The 22,056-nt window shown below is 72.5% G+C and carries 17 protein-coding genes and 2 pseudogenes; 9 read left to right on the forward strand and 10 right to left on the reverse strand.

Annotated features, from left to right (window positions below; genetic code table 11):
• Positions 1 to 115: 115 nt before the first annotated feature.
• The 3 genes from Sfulv_RS03400 to Sfulv_RS31110 all read right to left on the reverse strand — a co-directional run bounded on the left by Sfulv_RS03400 (position 116) and on the right by Sfulv_RS31110 (position 3,786).
• The gene (locus tag Sfulv_RS03400; RefSeq protein ID WP_173311140.1) at positions 116 to 1,642 is read right to left on the reverse strand and encodes a hypothetical protein; all 1,527 of its coding nucleotides are present in this window, start codon (positions 1,640 to 1,642) and stop codon (positions 116 to 118) included.
• A 79-nt stretch (positions 1,643 to 1,721) separates the two neighbouring features.
• A complete protein-coding gene (locus tag Sfulv_RS03405) occupies positions 1,722 to 3,140 on the reverse strand; it encodes a HEAT repeat domain-containing protein (RefSeq protein WP_173311143.1) in 1,419 nt (472 codons plus the stop codon).
• 253 nt (positions 3,141 to 3,393) lie between these two features.
• Positions 3,394 to 3,786: an ankyrin repeat domain-containing protein gene (locus Sfulv_RS31110; RefSeq protein WP_173311146.1), complete on the reverse strand. Its 393-nt coding sequence runs from the start codon at positions 3,784 to 3,786 to the stop codon at positions 3,394 to 3,396.
• Between the two features lie 331 nt (positions 3,787 to 4,117).
• Here Sfulv_RS31110 and Sfulv_RS03415 point away from each other — a divergent pair, with 331 nt between their 5' ends.
• Both Sfulv_RS03415 and Sfulv_RS03420 read left to right on the forward strand, forming a co-directional pair.
• Entirely contained in the window at positions 4,118 to 4,312 is a 195-nt protein-coding gene (locus Sfulv_RS03415) for a hypothetical protein (protein WP_173311149.1), read from the forward strand.
• Between the two features lie 36 nt (positions 4,313 to 4,348).
• Positions 4,349 to 5,980, forward strand: a complete 1,632-nt coding sequence (locus tag Sfulv_RS03420) for an ATP-binding protein (protein WP_173311152.1) — start codon at positions 4,349 to 4,351, stop codon at positions 5,978 to 5,980.
• A 37-nt stretch (positions 5,981 to 6,017) separates the two neighbouring features.
• Here Sfulv_RS03420 and Sfulv_RS03425 read toward each other — a convergent pair.
• Positions 6,018 to 7,516, reverse strand: a pseudogene (locus Sfulv_RS03425) (SCO1417 family PLP biosynthesis transcription factor).
• Positions 7,517 to 7,618: 102 nt separating this feature from the next.
• Here Sfulv_RS03425 and yczE point away from each other — a divergent pair.
• From yczE to Sfulv_RS03445, 4 genes are all read left to right on the forward strand, one after another.
• Positions 7,619 to 8,287, forward strand: a complete 669-nt coding sequence (gene yczE / locus Sfulv_RS03430; RefSeq protein ID WP_173311155.1) for a membrane protein YczE — start codon at positions 7,619 to 7,621, stop codon at positions 8,285 to 8,287.
• Positions 8,284 to 9,048, forward strand: a complete 765-nt coding sequence (locus Sfulv_RS03435) for a glycerophosphodiester phosphodiesterase family protein (protein ID WP_173311159.1) — start codon at positions 8,284 to 8,286, stop codon at positions 9,046 to 9,048. The genes yczE and Sfulv_RS03435 overlap by 4 nt, the downstream gene beginning before the upstream one ends.
• A gap of 46 nt (positions 9,049 to 9,094) precedes the next feature.
• Entirely contained in the window at positions 9,095 to 10,459 is a 1,365-nt protein-coding gene (locus tag Sfulv_RS03440; RefSeq protein WP_173311162.1) for an MFS transporter, read from the forward strand.
• 273 nt (positions 10,460 to 10,732) lie between these two features.
• On the forward strand, positions 10,733 to 11,107 hold the full coding sequence (locus tag Sfulv_RS03445; protein WP_173311165.1) for an RNA polymerase-binding protein RbpA: 375 nt from the start codon (positions 10,733 to 10,735) through the stop codon (positions 11,105 to 11,107).
• Between the two features lie 103 nt (positions 11,108 to 11,210).
• Here the strand turns inward: Sfulv_RS03445 and fxsA are convergent, their stop codons facing one another.
• The 4 genes and pseudogenes from fxsA to Sfulv_RS03465 all read right to left on the reverse strand — a co-directional run bounded on the left by fxsA (position 11,211) and on the right by Sfulv_RS03465 (position 15,291).
• Positions 11,211 to 11,798, reverse strand: coding sequence for an FxsA family membrane protein (gene fxsA, locus Sfulv_RS03450; protein WP_173311168.1), 588 nt, complete (start codon positions 11,796 to 11,798; stop codon positions 11,211 to 11,213).
• A gap of 69 nt (positions 11,799 to 11,867) precedes the next feature.
• Complete coding sequence (locus Sfulv_RS03455; RefSeq protein WP_173311171.1) at positions 11,868 to 12,635, reverse strand: polyprenol monophosphomannose synthase; 768 nt, start codon at positions 12,633 to 12,635, stop codon at positions 11,868 to 11,870.
• Between the two features lie 529 nt (positions 12,636 to 13,164).
• Positions 13,165 to 14,804 (reverse strand): annotated as a pseudogene (locus Sfulv_RS03460) (amidohydrolase).
• A 46-nt stretch (positions 14,805 to 14,850) separates the two neighbouring features.
• On the reverse strand, positions 14,851 to 15,291 hold the full coding sequence (locus Sfulv_RS03465; RefSeq protein ID WP_173311174.1) for an Lrp/AsnC family transcriptional regulator: 441 nt from the start codon (positions 15,289 to 15,291) through the stop codon (positions 14,851 to 14,853).
• Between the two features lie 202 nt (positions 15,292 to 15,493).
• Between Sfulv_RS03465 and Sfulv_RS03470 the strand changes: the two genes are divergently transcribed.
• The gene (locus tag Sfulv_RS03470; protein WP_173311177.1) at positions 15,494 to 15,892 is read left to right on the forward strand and encodes a hypothetical protein; all 399 of its coding nucleotides are present in this window, start codon (positions 15,494 to 15,496) and stop codon (positions 15,890 to 15,892) included.
• Positions 15,893 to 16,039: 147 nt separating this feature from the next.
• Here the strand turns inward: Sfulv_RS03470 and Sfulv_RS03475 are convergent, their stop codons facing one another.
• Together Sfulv_RS03475 and Sfulv_RS03480 are read right to left on the reverse strand one after the other, a co-directional pair.
• Entirely contained in the window at positions 16,040 to 17,212 is a 1,173-nt protein-coding gene (locus Sfulv_RS03475) for an acyl-CoA dehydrogenase family protein (protein WP_173311181.1), read from the reverse strand.
• Positions 17,213 to 17,503: 291 nt separating this feature from the next.
• A complete protein-coding gene (locus Sfulv_RS03480; protein WP_173311184.1) occupies positions 17,504 to 18,853 on the reverse strand; it encodes a C39 family peptidase in 1,350 nt (449 codons plus the stop codon).
• 174 nt (positions 18,854 to 19,027) lie between these two features.
• Here Sfulv_RS03480 and Sfulv_RS03485 point away from each other — a divergent pair, with 174 nt between their 5' ends.
• Both Sfulv_RS03485 and Sfulv_RS03490 read left to right on the forward strand, forming a co-directional pair.
• Complete coding sequence (locus tag Sfulv_RS03485; protein WP_173311187.1) at positions 19,028 to 19,657, forward strand: uridine kinase family protein; 630 nt, start codon at positions 19,028 to 19,030, stop codon at positions 19,655 to 19,657.
• Positions 19,658 to 19,965: 308 nt separating this feature from the next.
• Complete coding sequence (locus tag Sfulv_RS03490; RefSeq protein WP_173317564.1) at positions 19,966 to 21,933, forward strand: AAA family ATPase; 1,968 nt, start codon at positions 19,966 to 19,968, stop codon at positions 21,931 to 21,933.
• Positions 21,934 to 22,056 lie beyond the last annotated feature (123 nt).

The raw sequence follows: 22,056 nt of genomic DNA on the forward strand, positions 1-22,056 counted from the left end.
GAACTGCGGGGACTACGGAAAGTCCGGGGTACGGAGGGTCGGCGGTCACCGGCCCGCGGTCCCGGGCGGAGGTCCGTGCGATGGAGGGTCGTGCGGTGGAGGCGCGTGCGGCGCTTCATGACGCCTCCCGGCGGTCCGCGGCCGCCGCGGCCTCGTCCAGCAGTGCGGTGCCCACTATCAGGTCGGCGCCCCCGAACTCCGGGTCCTCCAGCTCCGTACCGTCGTCCACGGCGAAGAGCAGGCGCCGTTCGCCCTGGCGGTAGGCGGTGCCGACGGGCGGGCTCGCCGCGTGGACCGCGAGCAGGGCGACCAGGTAGGGCAGCTCGGGATCGCTGAGCCGGGCCTCGGCCAGGAGCCCGGAGAGCCGGCGCGGCGCGTCGTGCTCCAGGTCGAGCAGTGTCATGGCCTGCGCGAGCTGGTCCTCGCTGAACCTGCTGTCGTCGGGGGTGGCGATCAGGTCCGGCTCGGGCATCTCGGCGCCCAGGTGCTCGCGTTCGGCGGGCGGCGAGAGCAGCAGGTCGACCAGATCACCGACCCGTACGGACACGGGCGTACGCAGCCCGGTGCCGTGCGCGAAGAAGGCGTCCGTGGCCCGGATGCCCTGTTCGACGGGGAGCGGCAGCAGCGGGGCGACCAGCTGCCCGTACAGGTCGAGGCCCGTCCGTGCGGTGGGGGCGGCGAACGCCTGCCGGTCCTGCTCGGCGCGGAACAGCGGCCCGGCCTCCAGCAGTCTGGACTGGAGCTGGGTGTGGCGGCGGATGCAGTCCTTCACGATGTCGACGAGCTCGGCGGCGCGGCGCTTGTGCTCGGGGTCCTCCGCCTCGTCGCGCGACTTGCGGATGTTGGTGAGGATCGCGTTCTCGTGGCGGTAGCGGTCGGCGACGTGGTCCAGCGCCTCGGCGATCATGTCGGGGACGGTGTTCAGCCAGTCGACGGCACGGACGTTGCGCCGGGTCGCCTCCAGGGTCCTGCGGAGCGTTTCCGCGTACTGCACGGTGCGGTAGCGGGCCTGTTCGGCGGCGAGCTGGGCGTCGGCGAGACGTCCGCGGCTGATCAGGACCTCCAGCTTCACCTCCGCCGCGATCTGCGCGCTGGTGACGTCCGTGTCGAGGGCTCCGACCAGGACGTTGACCGCCTCGTCGGTGGCGCGGAGGTAGACGCTGCCGCCGTACCCGGGGACCTCCTCGATGAGCTTGAAGTCGTAGTCCCTGCGGACGTACACCCCGTCGGGTCCGAACGTGCCGTACACCGCGCGGAAACCGCGGTCGACACTCCCGACGTTGATGAGGTTGTCCAGCACCCAGCGGGCGACCCGCTCGTGCTCGGCGACCGGGCGCCGAGGGGCCTGTGCCCCGACCCGCGGCAGCAGTCTGGCCACTATCTGCTCGTGGTCGGCGCCCGTGTCGAAGTCCATGTTGAGCGTGACCAGATCGATGGCGGCGAGGGCGACCTCGGCCATCGAGTAGACCGTGTACTCACCGGCGAGGTTCGCCTTGCGCACATCGAGGTCGTGCAGCGGCGCCGTGCAGGCGAGCGCGCGCAGCCGTCGCGAGAGCCCCTCGTCGGCGGCGGGGCCCGGAGCGGGCCTCGGTCCCCCGCTGAGCTGGGGCGCAGCGTTGTCCGTGTAGGCAGGCGAAGTCACGTTGCACAGATTAGGTCCTCGCACCGACAACGGTCGAAACGGCGCAGAAGCGACCGCTCGGGACGCGCCCGCCGCTCCGTCAGACGGCGGGGGCGTCGGGCCCGATCCTGCTGCGTACCGCCGTCTGCACCTCGGCCTCCTCGGCGGGGTCCGCGGCGAGCCGGCGCAGGCGTTCGGCCACCCTGATGTCGCCGGTCTCCGCGTGCAGGGCGGCGACCTCCCGGGTGGTCTCCTCGCAGTCCCACAGGCACTCGACGGCGAATCCGGTGGGGAAGGAGGGATCGGTCGCGGCCAGCGCCCGGGCGGCCCGTCCGCGCAGATGGGAGGAGGACGTCTCACGGTAGACGTGGCGCAGGACGGGCGCGGCGCAGGCGATCCCGAGCCGGCCGGTGCCGTCGACGAGCGTCCAGAGGCGGGGGGCGTCGGGTCCATCGCCGCGTACGGCCTCGCGCAGGGCGCCGAGGACGAGCGGGGCGTCCTGCGCCCCGCCGCGGCAGGCGAGCACTCCGGCGGCCGAAGCTCCGAGCGCGTCGGGCCGGTGGGCCCATCGGCGGGCGCGGTCGACCGCCTCTTCGCCGCACATCCGCTCGAAGGCGCCGACCGCGGCTTCGGAGACGGTGTGTGAGGGGTCGGCGGCGGCTGCCTCGATCAGGTCGAGCACGGCGGGGTCCCCGGCCTCGACGAGGTAGTGGAGCGCGGCGCAGCGGGCGCCTTCGGGGCCTCCGCGGGCGGCCTCGGTGATCAGGGGCCGGTCCTCGGGGCCTGCGACGGCGGAGAGGCAGCGGGCCGCCGGTACGTGGAGGGCGCTGCCCCGCTCCAGCCCTTGCTGGGCCCAGTCGAAGACGGCCTGGACGCTCCAGCCGGGGCGAGGGCCCCCGGGTCGCATCTGGCGCTGCCAGCGGTCGAACGAGCCCTGTTCGGAGGCTGCCCTGACCCTCGCGCCGACCGCCTCCCGGGGGTCGTCGGCCCAGAGCCGCCAGGGGCGCGGTTCGAAGGCGTCGCGGACGACGGCGGCGAGTTCGGCGGTTCCCTCGGGGGTGTCGGGGAAGCGGCCGAGTACGGGCAGGGCGAGGGAGCGCAGCCCGGCGTCGTCGTCGCGCAGGGCGAGCTCGTCGAGCGCCCAGGCCCAGTTGGAACCGGTGGCCGCGTACCGGCGCAGCAGTTCGAGCGCGTCCTCGCGTCCGTACGAGGCGAGGTGCCCCAGGACCGCGAGGGCCAGGCCCGTACGGGAGTCGTCGGTGTCGCGGTGGTCCTCGGGGTCGCACAGGTGCCGTTCGATCTCCTCGATGCCGCCGTCGAGGTCGAGGTAGAGGCGTGCGTAGTAGAGGGAGCGGTTCTCGACCTGCCAGTCGTGACGCGGATCGCTCAGGACGCAGTGGTTGAGAGCCGCCAGGGCCTCGGGGCGTGGTGCGGCGAGTGCGTGGAGCGTGCCGTCGCCGCGGCCCCTCTGCAACAGGCCGAGCAGGGTGCCGCTCGGCGCTATGAACGGATCGAACATGGGAAAAGCCTCACATCAAGCTGTCGACGCAACCGGGACTGTGCAGTTCCAAGTGCCGGGTGGGCGCTAGGCCGCGCAGCGACATGATCGGCCGACCGCCGTCTTCCGCCTGGTGTAGACCATCTTCCTCTGCCTCTCGTCGGTGGTCCTGAGCGGACCCGCGACGTCATGATGACCCAGCCATTTCGCCGACGCGACCACATTTACGGCGCAACGCCCGGCGAGCACCCCGGCAGCCACCTGCGCGCTCATGTCAGCGGGCCCCGAAGAGTTCCAGCAGGTCGGCCTTGCCGAACATGCGCGCCGTGTCGAGTGCGGACGGCGTGCCGGACGAGGGGTTCGCCCCCGCCGCGAGCAGTGCCTCGATCACGGCGTTCTCACCCTTGAAGACGGCGCCCGCCAGCGGGGTCTGCCCGCGGTCGTTGGCCCGGTCCGGGTCGGCGCCCCGGCCGACGAGGGCGGTGACCGCCCCGGCGTGCCCGTGGTAGGCGGCGAGCATGAGAAGCGAGTCGCCGCGGTCGTTGGTGAGGTCGGCGGGGACGCCGGCGTCGACGTACGCCGCGAGCGCGTCGCTCTCGCCCCTGCGGGCCAGGTCGAAGACCTTGGCCGCCAGCTCGATCACCTCGGGATCGGGAGTTTCGCTCATCGGACGGACCGCCTTCCACAACCGTTGCCGCTGCTGTCGAGCTACCTGTCGGGCTACCGGGGAGTACGGCGGAGGGCCGTACGAGTGAATCGACAGGGTACTGCTCCCGCGTCGACATGCCCCGGCGCGCAGGAGGCAAAGGATCACCCTGGACCGGCCGTTCCGCTCACCGGACGTCGAAGCGATCCACCGGCATGGCCGTCCCCCGTCCGCCAGTCAAGTGAAAATATGAGCTTTTCACTCAATTACAGCTTTTATCATATAGATACTTCCCGTAATCCTGGAAGGACTCATGGTGACTGTCCGTCCCCTCCAACCAGGAGAACGACTCATGATCCTTTCCATCTCGGGCGTCGTACTGCTCGGCATCATCGTCTTTCTGTTCTTCAAGAAGGACGGCCTCAAGGCATCGCATGCCCTGATCTGCGCCCTGTTCGGCTTCTACATGGCCGGCACCGCCATCGCGCCGAGCATCTCGGCGGGCGGGGCGAGCCTCGCCGGCCTGCTCGGCGAGATCAAGTTCTGAGCTCAGCGACCGCTCCCACCCCTTCAGGAGACCGACGTGGCCCGGCGACCACTCCCCCGCATTCTGAGCAGCGGCAGCACATCGATCACCCGCAGCCGGGAGATCGCGCGCACGGCCGCCGACAGCGCCACCGACGTCCTCCACCCGCTGATCACGATCGCCCGTGGTCTGCGGCTGCTGGCCTCAGCGGGACGGCAGAGGTGGACCGCGACCCCCAAGGACCGGCGTGGCCCCACGCTGTTCCTCACCGCGGCCTGCGTGCTCGTGGTGGCGCTCATCCCCTACGGGCCTCTGCTGGCCGTGATCACGGTGATGAGCGCTGCCGCCTGGAAGGGGCGCAATCGCACGCCCGTGCGATCCGGCCCCGACGAGGCCGAGGCCGGCCGGCTCCAGGCCCTGTACGAGGCGCTCGTGCCGTACTTCTCGACGGCGGCGGACCCCAGCCCGCTGTTCTCCCACGGCGGCGACTGGGAACAGGGCTTCCCCGACCACACCTTCGACGCCGACGGGCGCCTCACCAGCCTCCAGATCAACTACCCGGCGTACTTCACCGACAGCGAGCCGGCCTCCCGCGCCCGGATCGAGCAGCTGCTCCGGGCCAAGTGCGGCCGCGGCCGCGAGTACCACTTCGCCTGGGACGAGGAGAGCAACCACCTCGTCATGACCGTGCTGGACGCCCTGTCCGTCTCGATCGCCGCCCAGCGCTTCGTGACGGCGCCCGGCGAGACCGTCCTGGGCTTCACCGACGCCAGCTCCGTACAGCGCACCGTGCCCGTCCGGGACGGCGACGCCACACGGGACGCGCCACCGGTCGTCTGGCGTACCGGAGCCCGCTCCACCGAGCCCCATCTCCTCGTCGTCGGCCAGCCCGGCAGCGGCACCACCACCCTGGTCCGCTCCATCGCGCTCCAGGCGCTCCAGCACGGCGACATCATCGTCATCGAAGGCAGCGGCGCGGGCGAGTACGGCTGCCTGGACGGGCGTTCGGGGGTGCTGGCCGTGGAGTGCGGCCTCACCGGGGCGCTGGCCACGCTCGAATGGGCCGCCCACGAGACGGAGCGGCGGCTGATCACCGCCAACCTCGCCCGCCAGTCCGGGCACCCGGCCCCCGAGGACACCAGGCGTCCGCTGTGGATCCTGCTGGACCGGCCGGGCGTCCTGGGCCATCTGGCCGCGGCCGACGGCAGGCCCGACCCGCAGGAGCTCCTCCAGGTGCCGCTGCGGCACGGCAGGGCTGCCGGGGTCACGGTGGTCCTCGCGGAACAATTCGACAGCGTCGGGACACTGACCGAGACCGTGCGCACCCACACCCGTGCCAGGGCGGTCCTCGGCCCGGCCGGACGCGACCGGATCGAGGCGGTGCTCGGCCTGGAGCCGCACACGACGCCGACTCCTGACGTCCCGCCGGGCCGGGGTTACGCGCGGCTGGGTGCGGGACCCGTCCTGCGGCTCCAGGTGCCGACCACCCCCGATCCGTACGACGACGCCACCAGCGAGGCGCACCGCACGGCCGTACTCGACCTGCTGCCCGACCGGCACTCCAGCGCCGACGAGGAGCCCGTGAGCGCCCCTGTCCCCGTCCCCGCCCCGGTGACGGGGGAGGCGGCCGTCGCGGAGCCCGCGCCCCGGGACCCGCTGGTCGGCGCCCCGGCGACCGCCGAGAGCTGACGCGGGCGGGGCGGCCGGCCCGGACCGCTCCCGCCGGTCAGGCCACGAACGTCCTCGGGGCCTCGGCCCCGGCGCTCGCGCCCGAACCGACGAGCGCCGCCGCCGCCGCGAGCCGCAGGGCGGCCTCGTCCGCCACCGGGCCGCCCACGGTGAACGGCAGCCTCACATAACCCTCGAATGCCCCGTCGACACCGAACCGCGGCCCCGACGGCACGCGCACGCCCACCCGCTCGCCCGCCACCGCGAGCCGCGATCCGGAGAGTCCCCCGGTACGCACCCAGAGCGTGAGCCCGCCGCGCGGCACCTCGAACTCCCAGTCCGGCAGCTCACGGCGCAGGGCACGCACCAGGTCGTCCCTGTTCTCCCGGGCCTGGCCGCGCCGGATCTCCACGGCCTCCTCCCAGCCGCCCGTCCGCATCAGCCAGTTGATGGCGAGCTGTTCGAGCACCGGTGTGCCCATGTCCGCGTAGGCACGGGCCGCGACGAGACTGCGGATGACGTCCGGGGCCGCGCGCACCCAGCCGATCCGCATCCCGGCCCAGAACGCCTTGCTCGCGGAACCCACTGTCAGGACGGTGCTGCCCGCCGGGTCGAAGGCGCAGACCCGGCGCGGCATGTCCACGTCCGCGTCGAGGTGCAGCTCGTGCATGGTCTCGTCGACGACCAGGACCGTCCCCGCGGAGCGGGCCGCGTCGACGAGAGCGCGCCGCTGCTGCTCGTCGGCGAGCGCCCCGGTCGGGTTGTGGAAGTCGGCGACCACGTACGCGAGGCGGGGCGCCGCGTCGCGCAGTACCTGGCGCCAGCGGTTCATGTCCCAGCCGCCGAGCCCCTCCTCCATCGCGACCGGCACCAGCCGCGCACCGGCCTCCCTCATCAGCTGGAGGATGTTGGCGTACGAGGGCGACTCGACCGCGATCCGCTCCCCGCGCCCGGCGAAGAGGTGGCAGATCGCGTCGATGGCGCCCATCGCCCCGGTGGTCACCATGATCTGCTCGGGCATCGTCGCGATACCGCGCTCGGTGTAGCGGGCGGCGATCATCTGGCGCAGGGCGGGGAGCCCCGCCGGATAGTCGCCGTGGGTGTGCGCGTAGGGCGGCAGCTCCTCCAGGGCGCCCTGCACCGCCCGGGTCAGCCAGGGCTCGGGGCGGGCAGCGAGGCGCAGCCCAGGTCGATCATCGAACCGAGGGACTCGGGAGGCAGCGGTTCGAGGCCGCGTGCGGGCAGCGGGTTGCCCGCGGGCACCGCGGTCCAGCTGCCGGCGCCGCGACGCGACTCCAGGAAGCCTTCGGCCCGCAGGGCCTCGTAGGCCGCGGCGACGGTCGTACGGCTGACGGAGAGGGCGAGCGCCAGTTCCCGCTCGGCGGGCAGGCGGGCGGCGACGGGGACCCGGCCTTCGAGGACGAGCAGCCGTACGCCGTCGGCGAGCGCCCGGTAGGCGGGCTGCTTGCGGCTGCCCGGTCCGGTGGGCCTGTCCTGCTGGGTCCGGAGCTGCCGCGCGAGTTGCGCCGCCCCGACCGTTGAGGTCCACTGCGCCATGGAAATCAGTCCACCTTCCTGGGATTGGCCATAGTTGGCGGCCGATCCCCCGCCACAGAGTGTCACGCAGCAGTCCACTACCACCACACCAGGGGGCACCCCTTGTCCGATCCCACCGGCCGGAGCGGGACCCATGTCACGCGGCGGCTGATCCAGCTGTACGCGGGCCTGGCGCTGTACGGGGCGAGTTCCGCGCTCCTGGTCCGGGCCGAGCTGGGCCTCGAACCCTGGGGCGTGCTGCACCAGGGCCTCACCGAGCTGACCGGCATCTCCATCGGTGTCGTCTCGATCATCGTCGGCGCGATCGTGCTGCTGCTGTGGATTCCGCTCAGGCAGCGTCCCGGGCTCGGCACCGTCTCCAACGTCTTCGTCGTCGGCCTGGCGATGGACGGCACACTCGCCGCGGTCCCCGCGGTCCACGGGCTCGGCGCGCAGATCCCGGCGATGGCCGCCGGCATCCTGCTCAACGGGGTGGCGACGGGTCTGTACATCGCGGCCAGGTTCGGCCCCGGCCCGCGCGACGGGCTGATGACGGGTCTGCACCGGGCGACGGGGCGCTCCATCCGGCTGGTCCGTACGGCGATCGAGGTGGCCGTCGTGGTGACCGGGTTCCTGCTCGGCGGGTCGCTGGGGGTGGGAACGGTCCTGTACGCCATGGCGATCGGCCCGCTCGCCCAGGCGTTCCTCCGGGTGTTCACCGTCCCGGAGCCGGCCGGCCCCGCCACCGGGCTCGCGGAGCCTTCGCCCGGGCAGGCGATACTGCCGCGGTGACTCCTGGACGCCACCCCTACCTGGACCATCCCTCGACGATTCCGTTCGCCCACCGCGGCGGAGCGGCGGACGGGGTGGAGAACACCGCGGCGGCCTTCCGCCGGGCCGCGGACGCGGGTTACCGCTACTTCGAGACCGATGTCCACACCACGTCGGACGGCCGGCTCGTGGCCTTCCACGACTCCACGCTCGACCGGGTGACGGATGCCGCGGGGCGGATCTCCGCACTGCCGTGGAGCGAGGTGCGCCGCGCGCGGGTGGCGGGCCGCGAGCCCCTGCCCCTCTTCGAGGAGCTGCTGGAGGAGTTCCCGGACGCCCGGTGGAACGTCGACATCAAGGCGGAACCCGCCCTCGTCCCGCTCGTCGGGCTGATCCGCAGGACCGGCGCCTGGGACCGGGTGTGCGTCGGCTCGTTCTCGGAGTCCCGGGTGGCGAGGGCGCACCGGCTGGCGGGCCCGCGTCTGGCGACCTCGTACGGCATGCGCGGTGTCCTCGGCCTGCGGCTGCGCGCCTACGGGATTCCGGCGGCGCTGCGGGCGGGAGCCGTGTGCGCGCAGGTCCCCGAGAGCCGGTTCGGCATCCGGGTGGCGGACCGCGGTCTCGTCCGGACGGCGCATGCCCGGGGGCTCCAGGTGCACGTGTGGACGGTGAACGACCCGGGACGGATGGCCGCGCTCCTTAACCTCGGCGTGGATGGCATCATGACCGATCACATCGAGACGCTGCGTACGGTGCTGAGCGAGCGGGGGGCCTGGGCCTGACCCCGGGGCCGGCCGCGTCGGCACGGGACGAACGAGGGGGCACGGTGTGAGCACCGGTACCGCAGGAACGGCCGGCCCGCCGGAGCGGCACGCGGAGGCCGGGGACCGCCGCCGTGAGCAGCGCGGCTGGTACTTCTACGACTTCGCCTGCTCCGTCTACTCGACCAGCGTCCTCAGCGTCTTCCTCGGCCCCTATCTGACCTCTGTCGCCAAGGCCGCCGCCGACGCCGAGGGGTTCGTGCACCCGCTGGGCGTACCCGTGCGGGCCGGGTCGCTGTTCGCGTACACCGTCTCGGTCTCCGTGGTCGTGGCCGTGCTCCTGATGCCGGTGGCCGGTGCGGCGGCGGACCGGACGGGGCGCAGGAAGCCCCTGCTGGCAGTTGCCGCGTACACGGGCGCGGCGGCCACGACCGGCATGTTCTTCCTGGAGGGCCACCGCTATCTGCTGGGCGCCTTCCTCCTGATCGTGGCCAACGCCTCGATATCCGTCTCGATGGTGCTGTACAACTCCTACCTCCCGCAGATCGCGGAACCCGACGAACGGGACGCGGTCTCCTCTTGGGGCTGGGCCTTCGGGTACACCTCGGGCGCCCTCGTCCTGGTGCTCAACCTGGTCCTCTACACGGGCCACGGCTCCTTCGGACTCTCCGAGTCGGAGGCGGTGCGGATCTGTCTCGCCTCCGCCGGCGTCTGGTGGGGCGCCTTCACGGTCGTACCGCTGCGGCGGCTGCGGGACCGGCAGGTGCCCGCCGACGGGCGGGGTGCGGCCGGCTCCGGCTGGAAGCAGCTGCTCGCGACCCTGCGCGACATGCGCGGGCACCCCCTGACGCTGTCGTTCCTGCTCGCCTACCTCGTCTACAACGACGGGGTCCAGACGGTGATCTCCCAGGCGTCGCTGTACGGCTCCGAGGAGCTGGGCCTCGATCAGACGACGCTGATCACCGCGGTGCTGCTGGTACAGGTGCTGGCGGTGGCGGGCGCGCTGGGAATGGGCCGCCTCGCCCGGGTGTACGGCGCGAAGCGCACGATCCTCGCCTCCCTCGTCGTCTGGACGCTGATCCTTCTCGCCGCGTACGTACTTCCGGCGGGTGAACCGGCCTTCTTCTACTCCCTGGCCGCCGCCATCGGCCTGGTGCTGGGCGGCAGTCAGGCACTCTCACGCTCGCTCTTCTCGCACCTGGTGCCGCGCGGCAAGGAGGCCGAGTACTTCTCCGCGTACGAGATGAGCGACCGCGGACTGAGCTGGCTGGGCCCGCTGGTGTTCGGCCTCACGTACCAGCTGACCGGCAGTTACCGGGAGGCGCTGCTCTCGCTGGTGGTCTTCTTCGCGCTCGGTACGGTACTGCCGGCGCGCGTGCCGGTACGGGCCGCTGTGGCGGCGGCGGGCAACGCTGTTCCGGCGCGGATTTAGACGTTGAAGTGAAAGGCCGGTAGTGTACGCCTTTGGCCTGCCCGGAGGACCGTTACTGCGAGCGGAAGAAGCCAAACCGTTGGGTGACAACTTCTGCCAGATGTGACAAACCGGGCATTGGTGGGTACGAGAACCCTGGAAACCCAGTACAAGCAGCGGCACGACGGGCGACGCAGACCGGCAACGGGAATCTTTACCGCCGACCGGACGTTGACCGGATGACGACGACAGCGACATCTGTCCTGTGGGCGACAAGCCCGGGAGGCACGATTCATGAGTGAGCGAGCTCTCCGCGGCACGCGACTCGTGGTTACCAGCTACGAGACGGACCGCGGCATCGATCTGGCCCCGCGCCAGGCGGTGGAGTACGCATGCCCGAACGGACATCGATTTGAGATGCCGTTCTCGGTAGAGGCGGACATTCCGCCGGAGTGGGAGTGCAAGGCGTGCGGCACCATGGCACTCCTGGTGGACGGGGATGGCCCCGAAGAGAAGAAGGGCAAGCCTGCGCGCACGCACTGGGACATGCTCATGGAGCGGCGCACCCGCGAGGAGCTTGAGGAGGTGCTGGCCGAGAGGCTGGCGGTTCTGCGCTCCGGAGCCATGAACATCGCCGTGCACCCGCGGGACAGCAGGAAGTCTGCCTGACCGCGAACAAGCCGCACAGCGCAACAGCCGCGGGCCCGGACACAGAACATGTGTCCGGGCCCGCGGCTATTGCGCGCTGCCCCTTCCCCGGCCGCGTACCGGATCAGGGAGTAAGCGGCGGCCTCGGCCCCTCGTCGGGACCGGGGTGGCTCCGGGTGCCGTCCTCCCGGATGACCTCACCCCGCACCACCTTGCCGTCCGGCCGCCCCATCCTGGCCTGCTGGAAGGCGTCCGAGAGGCTGCCTGGGGAGGCGGCCCGCATCCGGCGTTCCAGGGACCGCTCCGTGTAGCGCCCGAGCGCGGTGCGGACCGGCGGCAGCAGCAGGAGCAGGCCGGCCACGTCCGAGACCACGCCCGGGATCATCAGCAGCAGCCCGCCCAGCATCAGGAAGCCGTTGCCCTTGCGGCCGGGGGCGGGGCCTGGCGGCACGGAGCCTCCCGGCCCGCCGGGTGTCTGCTGGAGCGTCTCGGTGAGGTTGCGGAACGCCCGGCGGCCCGCGCTCTTCATCACCACGGCACCGAGCACGGCTCCGGCCGCCAGGAGCAGCAGCAGGACGAACCCGCTCGCCGCTTCGGCGACCACGGTCAGCAGCCAGATCTCCAGCACCGTCCAGGCGGCGAACGCCAGGGGCAGGAGCGTACGGGCGCGCGAGCGCCGTGGGCGTTTGCGGGGCGGGATGCCGGTCGTCATGCCCCCAGTGTGCCCGTACGGGCGTGCGTGCGGCGTAAGGGGGTGATCATGACGCCGTGACGGCGCCGGTCAGGGAGTTCTGCGGCCCAGGACCTTGTTGGCTCGGCTGGTGAGGCCCCAGCCCGTGACCCGCCACAGCGCCTCGACGAGGATGTCGCGGCTCATCTTCGAGTCGCCGATCTCCCGCTCCATGAAGGTGATCGGGACCTCGACGACGTGGTAGCCGGCCTCGACGGAACGCCGGGCGAGGTCCACCTGGAAGCAGTAGCCCTGCGAGGCGACCTCGTCGAGCCCGAGGCCGGTCAGCGTCTCCGTACGAAAGGCGCGATAGCCGCCGGTGACGTCCCGCACCGACAGCCCCAGCAGCATCCGGGAGTAGAGGCTGCCGCCGCGGGAGATGACCTCGCGGTGCTTGGGCCAGTTGACGACCCGGCCGCCGGGCACCCAGCGGGAGCCGAGCACCAGGTCGGCGCCCTTGAGCGCGGTGAGCAGCCGGGGCAGTTCCTCGGGCTGGTGCGAGCCGTCGGCGTCCATCTCGACCAGGACGCCGTAGCCGTGCTCGCTGCCCCAGCGGAAGCCCGCCAGATAGGCGGCGCCGAGCCCTTCCTTGCCTTTGCGGTGCAGGACGTGGACGTTGCCGTCACCCGCCGCGAGCTCGTCGGCGACCTTGCCGGTGCCGTCGGGGCTGTTGTCGTCGGCGACCAGGATGTCGGCGTCCGGAACGGCGGCGCGCACCCGGCCCACGATGAGCCCGATGTTCTCGGCCTCGTTGTAGGTCGGGATGATGACCAGGACTCTGCCGAGCGGGCCGTACTGCCGCTGACCGCCGTCGTTCACTACTGCCCCTTAAAGTCCGTACGCAGGTGACCACCATATCCAGCGCCCGGGCACCGGGACGCCGACGCGGTCGCGGGGCGCGGGAACGCGGGACCGGACAGAAGCGTGGAACTGCGGACAGAACTGCGGATCGGGGCCCGGTGTCCTTCGGGCCGACCTGGGGCCCGCTGGCTGCGGGTCGACCGAAAGCCGTTGTCTACTGAACGTCCGGGCCCCACCCGGGTCGCACCCTCCGTCCGGCTGAAACCTTCCCTCGCCCCCGAGGCGCGGGCGCTGAACCTGGCTGTCGGCGGTGGTGCGCCGGTGCGGCACACCACCTCATGACCCAGCGGCGTTCGACGACTGCGTGGACGTTTAACCGGTCGGACGTCCTGTGGTGGACCCGGCCGAACCTACCGGCCGGTGGGCGCGTTCTGTCAATACTCGCCTGACCTGCGCGTTTTAACGAAAACGCCAGGTCAGTGACGAAGATCCGCAGGTGGCGGCAGAATGGAACGGACTTCGGTCGGCGGTACGAAATGTCCGCACGTCACTCGTTGGGCCGTACGTAGACGGTTTGTCCGGAGACCACGGTCCGCAGACAGACGGGCAGCTTCGCGCCGGGAGTGAGATCGGGCAGGCCGGGGGTGCCCGACCGGGGGTCGGTCGACCACCGGGCGACCCGGTCGTCAGGAGCCTGGACGACCAGTTCCGCCGCGCGCCAGACCGCGTAGTCGGCCGGGGCGCCGGGCACGAGGACCCCGGCGTCGTCCCGGCCGACGGCCCGCCAGCCGCCCCGGGTGTGGGCGGTGAATCCGGCCCGTACGGAGATCCGGTGCCCGGGCGTCCGGTGGAAGGCGGCGGCCCGGACGGTACCCCACGGGTCGAGGGGGGTGACCGGGCTGTCCGAGCCGAACGCCAGGGGCACCCCGGTACGCAGGAGCTCCGCGTACGGGTTCAGGGTCCTGGCCCGCTCGACGCCCAGGCGTTGCGCGTACATACCGTCGTCGCCTCCCCAGGCGGCGTCGAAGGCCGGCTGGACCGACGCGGTGAGGCCGAGCTCGGCGAAGGCGGCGATCGTCTCGGGCGTGAGCATCTCCGCGTGCTCGACGCGGTGCCGGGCGGCCCGGACGCGTGCGAGGCCGAGGCTCTGCGAAGCGGCCCTGAAACCCTCTACCACGGCGGACACCGCCGCGTCCCCGATGGCGTGGAATCCGGCCTGGAGCCCGGCCTCGGTGCAGGCGGTGACGTGCGCGGCGATCTCCGCGGCGTCCAGGTGGGCGCTGCCGGTGTGCGCGGCGTCCTGGTACGGCTGGTGGAGGCAGGCGGTGTGGGAGCCGAGCGAGCCGTCGACGAAGAGGTCGCCGGCCGCTCCGGCCGCTCCGAGCTCACGGATGCGGCGGGCGCCCTCCCCGTCGGTGATGCGCTCGGCCCAGTAGCCGTGCACCCTGGGCCCCGGCCGCTCGGCCGCCAGGGCGAGGAGGCCGGTGAAGTCGTCCTCGTCGGAGATGTCGGGGCCGCCGCACTCGTGGACCGATCCGACGCCGAGCGAGGCGGCGTGCCGCAGGGCGGCGCGCTGGGCCTCCGTGCGCTGGAGCCGGGACAGCGCGCCGTGCGCCGCCGAGCGCACCGCGTGGTGGGCGGGGCCGGTGAGGGGGGCGTCCGGGTGGTATCCGGCCAGCCCGGTGACGCCGGGGACCAGGTCCAGGAGGGCGGTGGTGACGACCGCGGAGTGCACATCGACCCGGGGCAGGTAGACGGGGCGGCCGGGGGCCGCGGCGTCCAGTTCGGCGCGCGAGGGGGACGCTGCTCGGGCCAGCGCGTGGCGTCCCAGCCGTGGCCGAGCACGACCCGGTCCCCGGGACGGCCGCTCACATGCTCGCGCAGGAGCTCCAGGGCGCCGGGAAGGCTGCGGGCGCCGGAGAGGTCGAGTCCGGTGAGGGCGAGTCCGGTGGAGGTCGTGTGGACGTGGGCGTCGGTGAACGCCGGGGTGACCAGGGCTCCGTCGAGGTCGATCACCTCGTCGACACCGCTCGCGAAGGCGTCGGCCGCCCCTTCGGAACCCACCCAGGCGACGTGCCCGCGTTCGACGACCATCGCGGTGGCGAACGGGTCGGCTGGACTGTGGACGTCTCCGCCGCGCAGCAGCACGGTGGGATGGTCGCTCCGGGGGGCGGTGCTCTGGGTCATGGGACCAGTCTCGCGCCTGTCCGGCACGCCGCTGTCCCCGGCCCCCTCAGACGCGCGGGGGGCGCGCCTCGTAGGGGGTGGAGAGGACGACCGTGGTGCGCGTCGACACGCCCGCGAGGGTGCGGATGCGGGTGAGCAGGTGCTCCAGCGCGTGCGGGGTCGCCACGCGTACCTTCAGGATGTAGTTCTCGTCGCCCGCGACGCTGTGGCACGCCTCCAGCTCCGGTACACCGGCGAGCCGGTCCGCGATGTCGTCGGGTGCGCTGGGGTCGAACGGCTTCACCGAGATGAACGCGGTGAGGGGCAGCCCGACCGCCTCGGGGTCCACGACCGCCGCATAGCCCCGGATCACCCCGCGCTGCTCCAGCCTGCGGACCCGCTGGTGCACCGCCGAGGTGGACAGGCCCGTGGCCTTGCCCAGGTCGGTGTAGCTCATCCGCCCGTCCCTGACGAGCAATTCCACGATCTGACGGTCCAGCTCCTCCATGCGGATCAACCTATGCCCCAGGCCCCTTCCGGCACAGTCGTTAAGGCTCCCCCGAGGGCACCTGCGTGGGGCATGTGACAAATGCCACAGGTTTACGGAGCAGTAGCAAACGGCCCCGCGGTTACGGCGCATTCGCGGCGGGAAGTGCTTGCTTTGGCCGGGGCCACGGCGCCTCGCCGGCCCACCCGAGGGGGGAATTCCCATGCAGAGCCTGAAGCTCACTGGACGTACTGAACCGGAACCTGTTGATCCGGACGACGACGCCGCACTCGACGCGTACGACACGTACGAGATGTACCGGGTCGTCTGCCCTGACTGCGCGCAGCCGATAGCACTGCTGGCCGACGAGGACGTCCTGCCGGAGCACGCGCTGTGCCCCAGTCCCTGGAACCCGTTCGTCCTCACGGTCTGCGCGGGTACGGGCCGGCCGGCGGCCACGGCACGCCCCGCCGACGAGTCGCTCGACGCCCAGGAGCAGGAGACCGCACTGCTGTTGACGCTCCCTCAGGGGCTCGACTGGCGCATGCAGCCGTTCTCGCATGCCATCGGTGCCGGTTCGCGCCCGATGCGGGTGCCCCCGGTGCGGCGGCACGCCGCCTGACGTACCTCTGACACTCAACCGGCCGGTCCCGCCGCGGACCGGCACGGTGACGAGTCCGGCCGCCCGAAGCGGCCCCGCCCACCTGACGACCGGCCGGCCGGGCTTCCCGCGCCCGGCCGGCCCGCCCACCGGGCCGCTCCGGGCCCTTCAGCGCGTCTCGGGACCCGCGAGGTGACGGGCGATGACCATGCGCTGGATCTGGTTGGTGCCTTCGACGATCTGGAGCACCTTGGCCTCGCGCATCAGGCGTTCGACGGGGAAGTCGAGCGTGTAGCCGTAGCCGCCGAGCACCTGCACGGCATCGGTGGTCACCCGCATGGCCGCGTCCGTGCAGAAGAGCTTCGCCATCGCCGCCTCCCGGGAGAACGGCCGGCCGGCGTCGCGCAGCCTGGCCGCCGCCAGGTAGAGCGAGCGGCCGGCCTCGATCTGGGTGGCCATGTCGGCGAGCATGAACCGCAGCCCCTGGAAGTCGGCGACGGGACGGCCGAACTGGCGCCGCTCCACCGCGTACCCGACCGCTTCCGTGAGCGCCGCCTGGGCCACGCCGACCGCGCAGGCCGCGATCCCCAGCCGCCCTGAGTCGAGCGCGGACAGGGCGATGGCGAATCCCTGCCCCTCATCGCCGATGCGGCGGGCGTCCGGAATCCTGACGCCGTCGAAGTTCAGCTGGGCGGTGGGCGAGCCCTTCATGCCCATCTTCTTCTCCGGGAGGGCCGCGTTGAGCCCTTCGGCACCGCCCGGGACGAGGAAGGCCGTGATGCCTCGGGGACCCTCCACACCGGTGCGCGCGAGGACCGTGTAGAAGTCGGCGATCCCGCCGTGGGTGATCCACGCCTTCGTACCGGTGAGGACCCAGTCCCCGCCGTCGCGCACGGCCTTCGTGCGCAGCGACGCGGCATCCGAGCCGGACGCCGGCTCCGAGAGGCAGTAGGCGCCCAGGAGACCGCCGGAGAGCATCGCGGGGAGGTGCGCGGCCTGCTGCTCCTTGGTGCCGTATCCGGCGAGGGCGTGGCAGGCCAGCGAGTGGACGCTGACGCCGAGGCCCACGGTGAGGCGGGCCGCCGCGAGCTCTTCAAGGACCTGGAGGTAGACCTCGTAGGGCTGGTCACCGCCGCCGTGGTCCGCGTCGTAGGGCAGTCCGAGCAGTCCGGACCCGGAGAGCAGGGTGAAGACCTCGCGCGGGAACAGGCCCGCTTCCTCCTCCTCGGCCGCGCGGGGCGCGATCTCCCTGGACGCGATGTCGCGTACGAGCGCGACCAGCTGCCGGGACTCCTCGGTGGGCAGGCTGCGTTCCACCAGCTGCGGGGCACGGTCGGTCATGACAGCGCTCTCCTCCCTGTCGGGCGTAGCGGCGGTCGCACGCGCGGGGTAGGAGCGGCGCCGCCGGGTGATCCCGGGCATCGCCCGGAAATGCGTGACTCCCCAACCGATCCTGCCCTCCCGGATCACGAGAGGCGCTGGCCAGCGGCTGTGGCGGCTTGAGTATGCCCGATCGGAGCTCTGCCGTCACGGGGTGCACGAAGGGTGCGGCGGCGGCCGGAGGGCCCGGACCCTCGCACCGGGCTGCGGCGGTGGGGCGGGGAGCCGGGCGGGCTCCCCGCCCCGGGGGCGTCAGAGGATTCCCAGCTCCTTCAGGACACGGGTCTGCGCCGCTGTCGCCGAGGCGGGGAAGTAGACGTAGCAGACTCCGCCCGAGCCTCCCCTGACCCGGCCGGTGGCGTCGTACCGCTTGGTCCTCAGCCAGATGTTCTCCCATTCGCGGCGCCGGTAGACGCGGCGTACGGCCTCGTTGGACGGCGAGGCGGGGTCGTTCGCGATGACGTCCCCTGCGGCGGTGAAGCCGATCACCGTCATCAGGTGGCCCGCGGTCCCGTAGCCCGCTCCGGTCAGCTCCTCCTTGATGAAGGACTGCGACGTGATGACCGGGATGCCGGCGCCGATCAGCTTCTCCAGATCCACCAGCGAACCGAGCCGGGTGACCACGGCACCCATGTCCTTGTACGTGGCGGCGTAGGCGGCGTTGAAGGGCCAGTTGCCGCACCCCTCGTACTGGTGGTCGAACGTGTACCGGGCCGCGTGGCAGACCTGCGGATCAGCGATCTCCGGCCTGACCCAGGCGAGGTCGTCGGCGGTGGGCCTCCGCCCCCAGTACTCGATGATCATCTGCGAGGAGGTGGGGCTGCACCACGCCTCGCCCCCGTTGTCGTACTCCGGGTACTCCCCCGCGTGGATGTTCTGCGAGTAGCGCGGGACCACGAGCTCGCGTGCCACTGCGGGCGCGGTGGCGGGGACGGTGAAGCGGTCCGGGATGTCGGAGGCCATCGCGCCGATCCGGCGGACCGTGGGCGTGAGGCTGGTCCCGGGCGTGCGGTGGAGGGTGAGCCGCAGCCGGTAGGAGACCAGCCGGAGCCCGCTCGCCGGGTCGTCCACGGCGAAGGTGTCGGTCCAGATCGAGCTCTTGCCGTCGCTCTGGCCGTCGACGGAGGTGCGCCGGATGTCACCGTCGCCCGCCGCCCAGCGGCCCATCACGTACCAGGGGGTGTCGGTGCCGTCGGTGTAGCTGCCGAGCAGTTCGATCTGGATCCAGGTGCCCGCGGGGGTGTCGGCGTTCCAGGAGGCGATCACCTCGGTGGCCGGGACCGTGGACCGGTGGACCGGTGAGGTCCACGTCGCGTACTCCCATTCACCGGTCGTTCCGGTGTGCGGGTCGGTGTAGCCACGGCGCCCGGTGGGAGCGGAGATCCGCAGGCCCGGCCGGCGGCCCGCGAGCACACGGGTGCCCGCTCCGGAGCCGCAGCGCCAGTCGGTGTAGGTACTCCAGAAGCGGTTGTCCACCTGCGAGGCGGCGGCGGTGCCGGGCGCCGTGGCGGCGGCGGACGCGGCCGATGCCATCGTGCCGCCGGTCGCGGCTGCCGCGAGCGCGGCGGTCAGCACGGTTCTGCGCGAAGTCGATCTGGTCATGGGCGAGACCCCCGGTCATGAGCGGAATGGGGCTGCGGGTGCCGGTCAGTGGGGCAACTATCGCGGGTCGCGGCACCGTTCGGCCAGCGATTCGGCTTGTGCCGCCGGACCAATATTGGTCTGCTCCACTGGCGTGGCCTGCGGCTGCTCCGGCCGGGCTCGTAGGCTGGGCGGATGAGCGACCCCGCTGAGCACGCCCGCGCCCTGCGGGCCCTGCCGCCCTCCTGCGGCCCCGTACGGCTGATCGCGGTCGACGGGCACGCCGGTTCGGGCAAGAGCACGTTGGCCGCCCGGCTCTCGGCGGCGCTCGGGGACGCGCCCGTGCTCCACCTGGACGATCTCGCGACCCACGACGAGCTCTTCGCCTGGACGGGCCGACTGCGCGAGCAGGTGCTCCTGCCGCTCTCGCGCGGCGAGTGCGGGCGCTACGCGCCGTACGACTGGACGCGGCGGCGCTTCGGCCCGGCGCGGACCCTGGCACCCGCGCCCGTGGTCCTGATGGAGGGCGTGGGATCGGGGCGGCGGGAGGTGCGGCCGCTGCTCGCGGGACTGCTGTGGATGGAGCTGGCGAGCGGCCCCTCCTGGGAACGCGGCCGGCACCGGGACGGCCCCGGGCTCGGGGAGTTCTGGGACGGCTGGACGGCCGCCGAGCAACGGCATTTCGCCGACGACCCCTCCCGCCCCTTCGCCGATGCCCTGATACGGCAGTTGCCGGTGGGGTACGAGTGGTCGAAGGGTCCCCGTGCCACCACAGGGGTGAACCATTTCGTCACTCATGGTGAAGGTATGGCACCGCCCTGCTGAGCCGTCCGGAATCGGCCGGGAAGTGCCTCAACTCCGCTTGACCGAGGGGCCGTACAGGTCTTACGTTCTCAATGTGCGGCTTTTCGGAGCCCCGTAGACACGAAGCCCCCGGTTGTTCCCCGTGACCGGGGGCTTCGTTCTGCCCTCACCCTCTCCTGGGGCGGCCCTGTACGGAGCTCTACGCTCACCCACGGTCACGGCCGGGCGTCGGCCACGTCCTTAGTCGCCTGCCGTCTTCGCGGGTACGATGCACTGCGGTGTGGTCAATTCCCGTCTCCGGCACGGTGATTCAACGCGTCCAGGTGGGCATGCTGTGCGGGCGGGACATCCTGGGGGCACGGTTTGTGGGGGACCTGATGGACATCGGCACGCAGGGCGCGCAGGCCCCCGCCGACCTCGCCTGGCTGCGTGGCGTCGACGCCTACACCATGGGCGCGTATCCGCAGGCCGAGGAGGAGTTCCGCACAGCGGTGCGCTTCGATCCCGGCATGGCGGACGGCTGGCTCGGCCTCCATGCCCTGCGGGTCGACACGACCACCGCGCTGCTGCGCATGTACCGCCATCGTGAACGCTTCGGCGAACAGCGCGCCCGCCACCGCCGTACCCTCAACTCCTGGTACTGGCTGGGCTGGTGGGTGCAGCCCGTCCTGGAGAGCCCGCGCGACCTGCTGCTCGCCCACGCCTCCCACTGGCTGGACGGCCGGCACGTGCCCGAGCTCGACCGGGCCCTCGCCGGGCTGCCGCCGGTCGACGCGGACCCGCAGGTGCGGTTCCTGCACGCCTGCCGCTCGTATCTGGTCAAGGACTGGGAGCAGCTCGTACGCAACACCGAGCAGCTCGTCGAGGACCCGCTGCTCGGCATCGAGGCCGGGCTGTTCGGGGGCATGGCCCGGGTGCGGCTGGAGATGTACGGGCAGGCCGAGCCGCTGCTCTCCGCCGCGCTGATGCGCTGCCGCAGCGAGCAGCCGCAGCGCAAGGAGCTGCGCTACTGGCTGGCGAGGGCACACGAGGGCACGGGCCGCAGCGCCGCGGCCCTGCCCCTCTACCGGGCGGTGCACCGGGTCGACCCCGCGTTCATGGACACCTCGGCCCGGCTCGCGGCGATCTCCGAGGGCGACGGCTACGACGATTCGGCCGACCTCGCCTCCGTCGCGCTGGCCGGCTTCGGTGCGGACGGTGGGGGCACGGAGACGCAGACCGACGGCGAAGCGCTGCTGGGCACCGATCTGGTGGACGGCCGGGAGCCATGGGCCGGCGGCGATCCGCAGGGCGGCCCGGCGGGGATCGTCCTGCCCTCGCCGGCCGGCGGGGTGCGGGAGAAGGCGCCGGTGGCCGGCCGGCCGGGGCCTGTGGTCCTCCCGGCGGGGCACAGCGACCCCGCGCTGCTCGCCGACGCGCTGGCCGAACTGGAGCGGATGGTCGGCCTCGAACCGGTGAAACGCCAGGTCAAGGCCCTCTCCGCCCAGCTGAACATGGCGCGTCTGCGCGCCGAGCAGGGACTGCCCGTCCAGCCGCCGAAGCGGCACTTCGTCTTCTCCGGCCCTTCCGGCACGGGCAAGACGACGGTCGCCCGCATTCTGGGCCGGGTGTTCTACGCGCTGGGCCTGCTCGGTGGCGACCACCTGGTCGAGGCGCAGCGGGCCGACCTGGTCGGCGAGTTCCTCGGCCAGACGGCGGTCAAGGCGAACGAGCTGATCGATTCGGCGCTCGGCGGTGTGCTGTTCGTCGACGAGGCGTACAGCCTCTCCAACTCCGGCTACAGCAAGGGCGACGCCTACGGGGACGAGGCTCTCCAGGTCCTCCTGAAGCGGGCCGAGGACAACCGGGACCATCTCGTGGTGATCCTCGCGGGCTACCCGGAGGGCATGGACCGGCTGCTCGCCACGAACCCGGGGCTCTCCTCACGGTTCACGAGCCGCGTCGACTTCCCCAGCTACCGTCCGCCGGAACTGACCGCGATCGGCGGGGTGCTGGCGGCGGAGAACGGGGACGCGTGGGACGAGGAGTCCCTGGAGGAGCTGCGCAGCATCAGCGGGCACGTCGTGGACCAGTGCTGGATCGACGAGCTGGGCAACGGACGGTTCCTGCGGACCCTGTACGAGAAGAGCTGCGCCTACCGTGACCTGCGGCTCTCCGGGTACGCGGCGGTGCCGACCCGGGACGATCTCGCCACCCTGCGGCTGCCGGATCTCATGCAGGCGTACGGCGAGGTGCTGTCCGGCAGGGGGCCGGTGAACCGGGGGCCGGGTCCGGTGGCGGAGCCGGGCCCGGGGTGAGGGCCCGGCTCCGGAGCGTCCGGCTGGGCGGTTCGTCCCCGGGCGCCGGAACCGGCTGAAGGGCCGTCCCCGCTCGCCGGACGGGCCTGGTTCCGCCCGCCCGGCGAAGGGGACCCGGCGCCG

The organism is Streptomyces fulvorobeus (genome assembly GCF_013167895.1).
Lineage (GTDB): Bacteria > Actinomycetota > Actinomycetes > Streptomycetales > Streptomycetaceae > Streptomyces > Streptomyces fulvorobeus.

Coding starts and splice junctions, on each gene's coding strand:
- Sfulv_RS03475 (WP_173311181.1), bottom strand. CDS start 17,212: ATGACCGACCGTGCCCCGCAGCTGGTGGAACGCAGCCTGCCCACCGAG.
- Sfulv_RS03485 (WP_173311187.1), top strand. CDS start 19,028: ATGAGCGACCCCGCTGAGCACGCCCGCGCCCTGCGGGCCCTGCCGCCC.
- Sfulv_RS03470 (WP_173311177.1), top strand. CDS start 15,494: ATGCAGAGCCTGAAGCTCACTGGACGTACTGAACCGGAACCTGTTGAT.
- Sfulv_RS03445 (WP_173311165.1), top strand. CDS start 10,733: ATGAGTGAGCGAGCTCTCCGCGGCACGCGACTCGTGGTTACCAGCTAC.
- Sfulv_RS03405 (WP_173311143.1), bottom strand. CDS start 3,140: ATGTTCGATCCGTTCATAGCGCCGAGCGGCACCCTGCTCGGCCTGTTG.
- Sfulv_RS03490 (WP_173317564.1), top strand. CDS start 19,966: ATGCTGTGCGGGCGGGACATCCTGGGGGCACGGTTTGTGGGGGACCTG.
- fxsA (WP_173311168.1), bottom strand. CDS start 11,798: ATGACGACCGGCATCCCGCCCCGCAAACGCCCACGGCGCTCGCGCGCC.
- Sfulv_RS03465 (WP_173311174.1), bottom strand. CDS start 15,291: ATGGAGGAGCTGGACCGTCAGATCGTGGAATTGCTCGTCAGGGACGGG.
- Sfulv_RS31110 (WP_173311146.1), bottom strand. CDS start 3,786: ATGAGCGAAACTCCCGATCCCGAGGTGATCGAGCTGGCGGCCAAGGTC.
- Sfulv_RS03415 (WP_173311149.1), top strand. CDS start 4,118: ATGATCCTTTCCATCTCGGGCGTCGTACTGCTCGGCATCATCGTCTTT.
- Sfulv_RS03480 (WP_173311184.1), bottom strand. CDS start 18,853: ATGACCAGATCGACTTCGCGCAGAACCGTGCTGACCGCCGCGCTCGCG.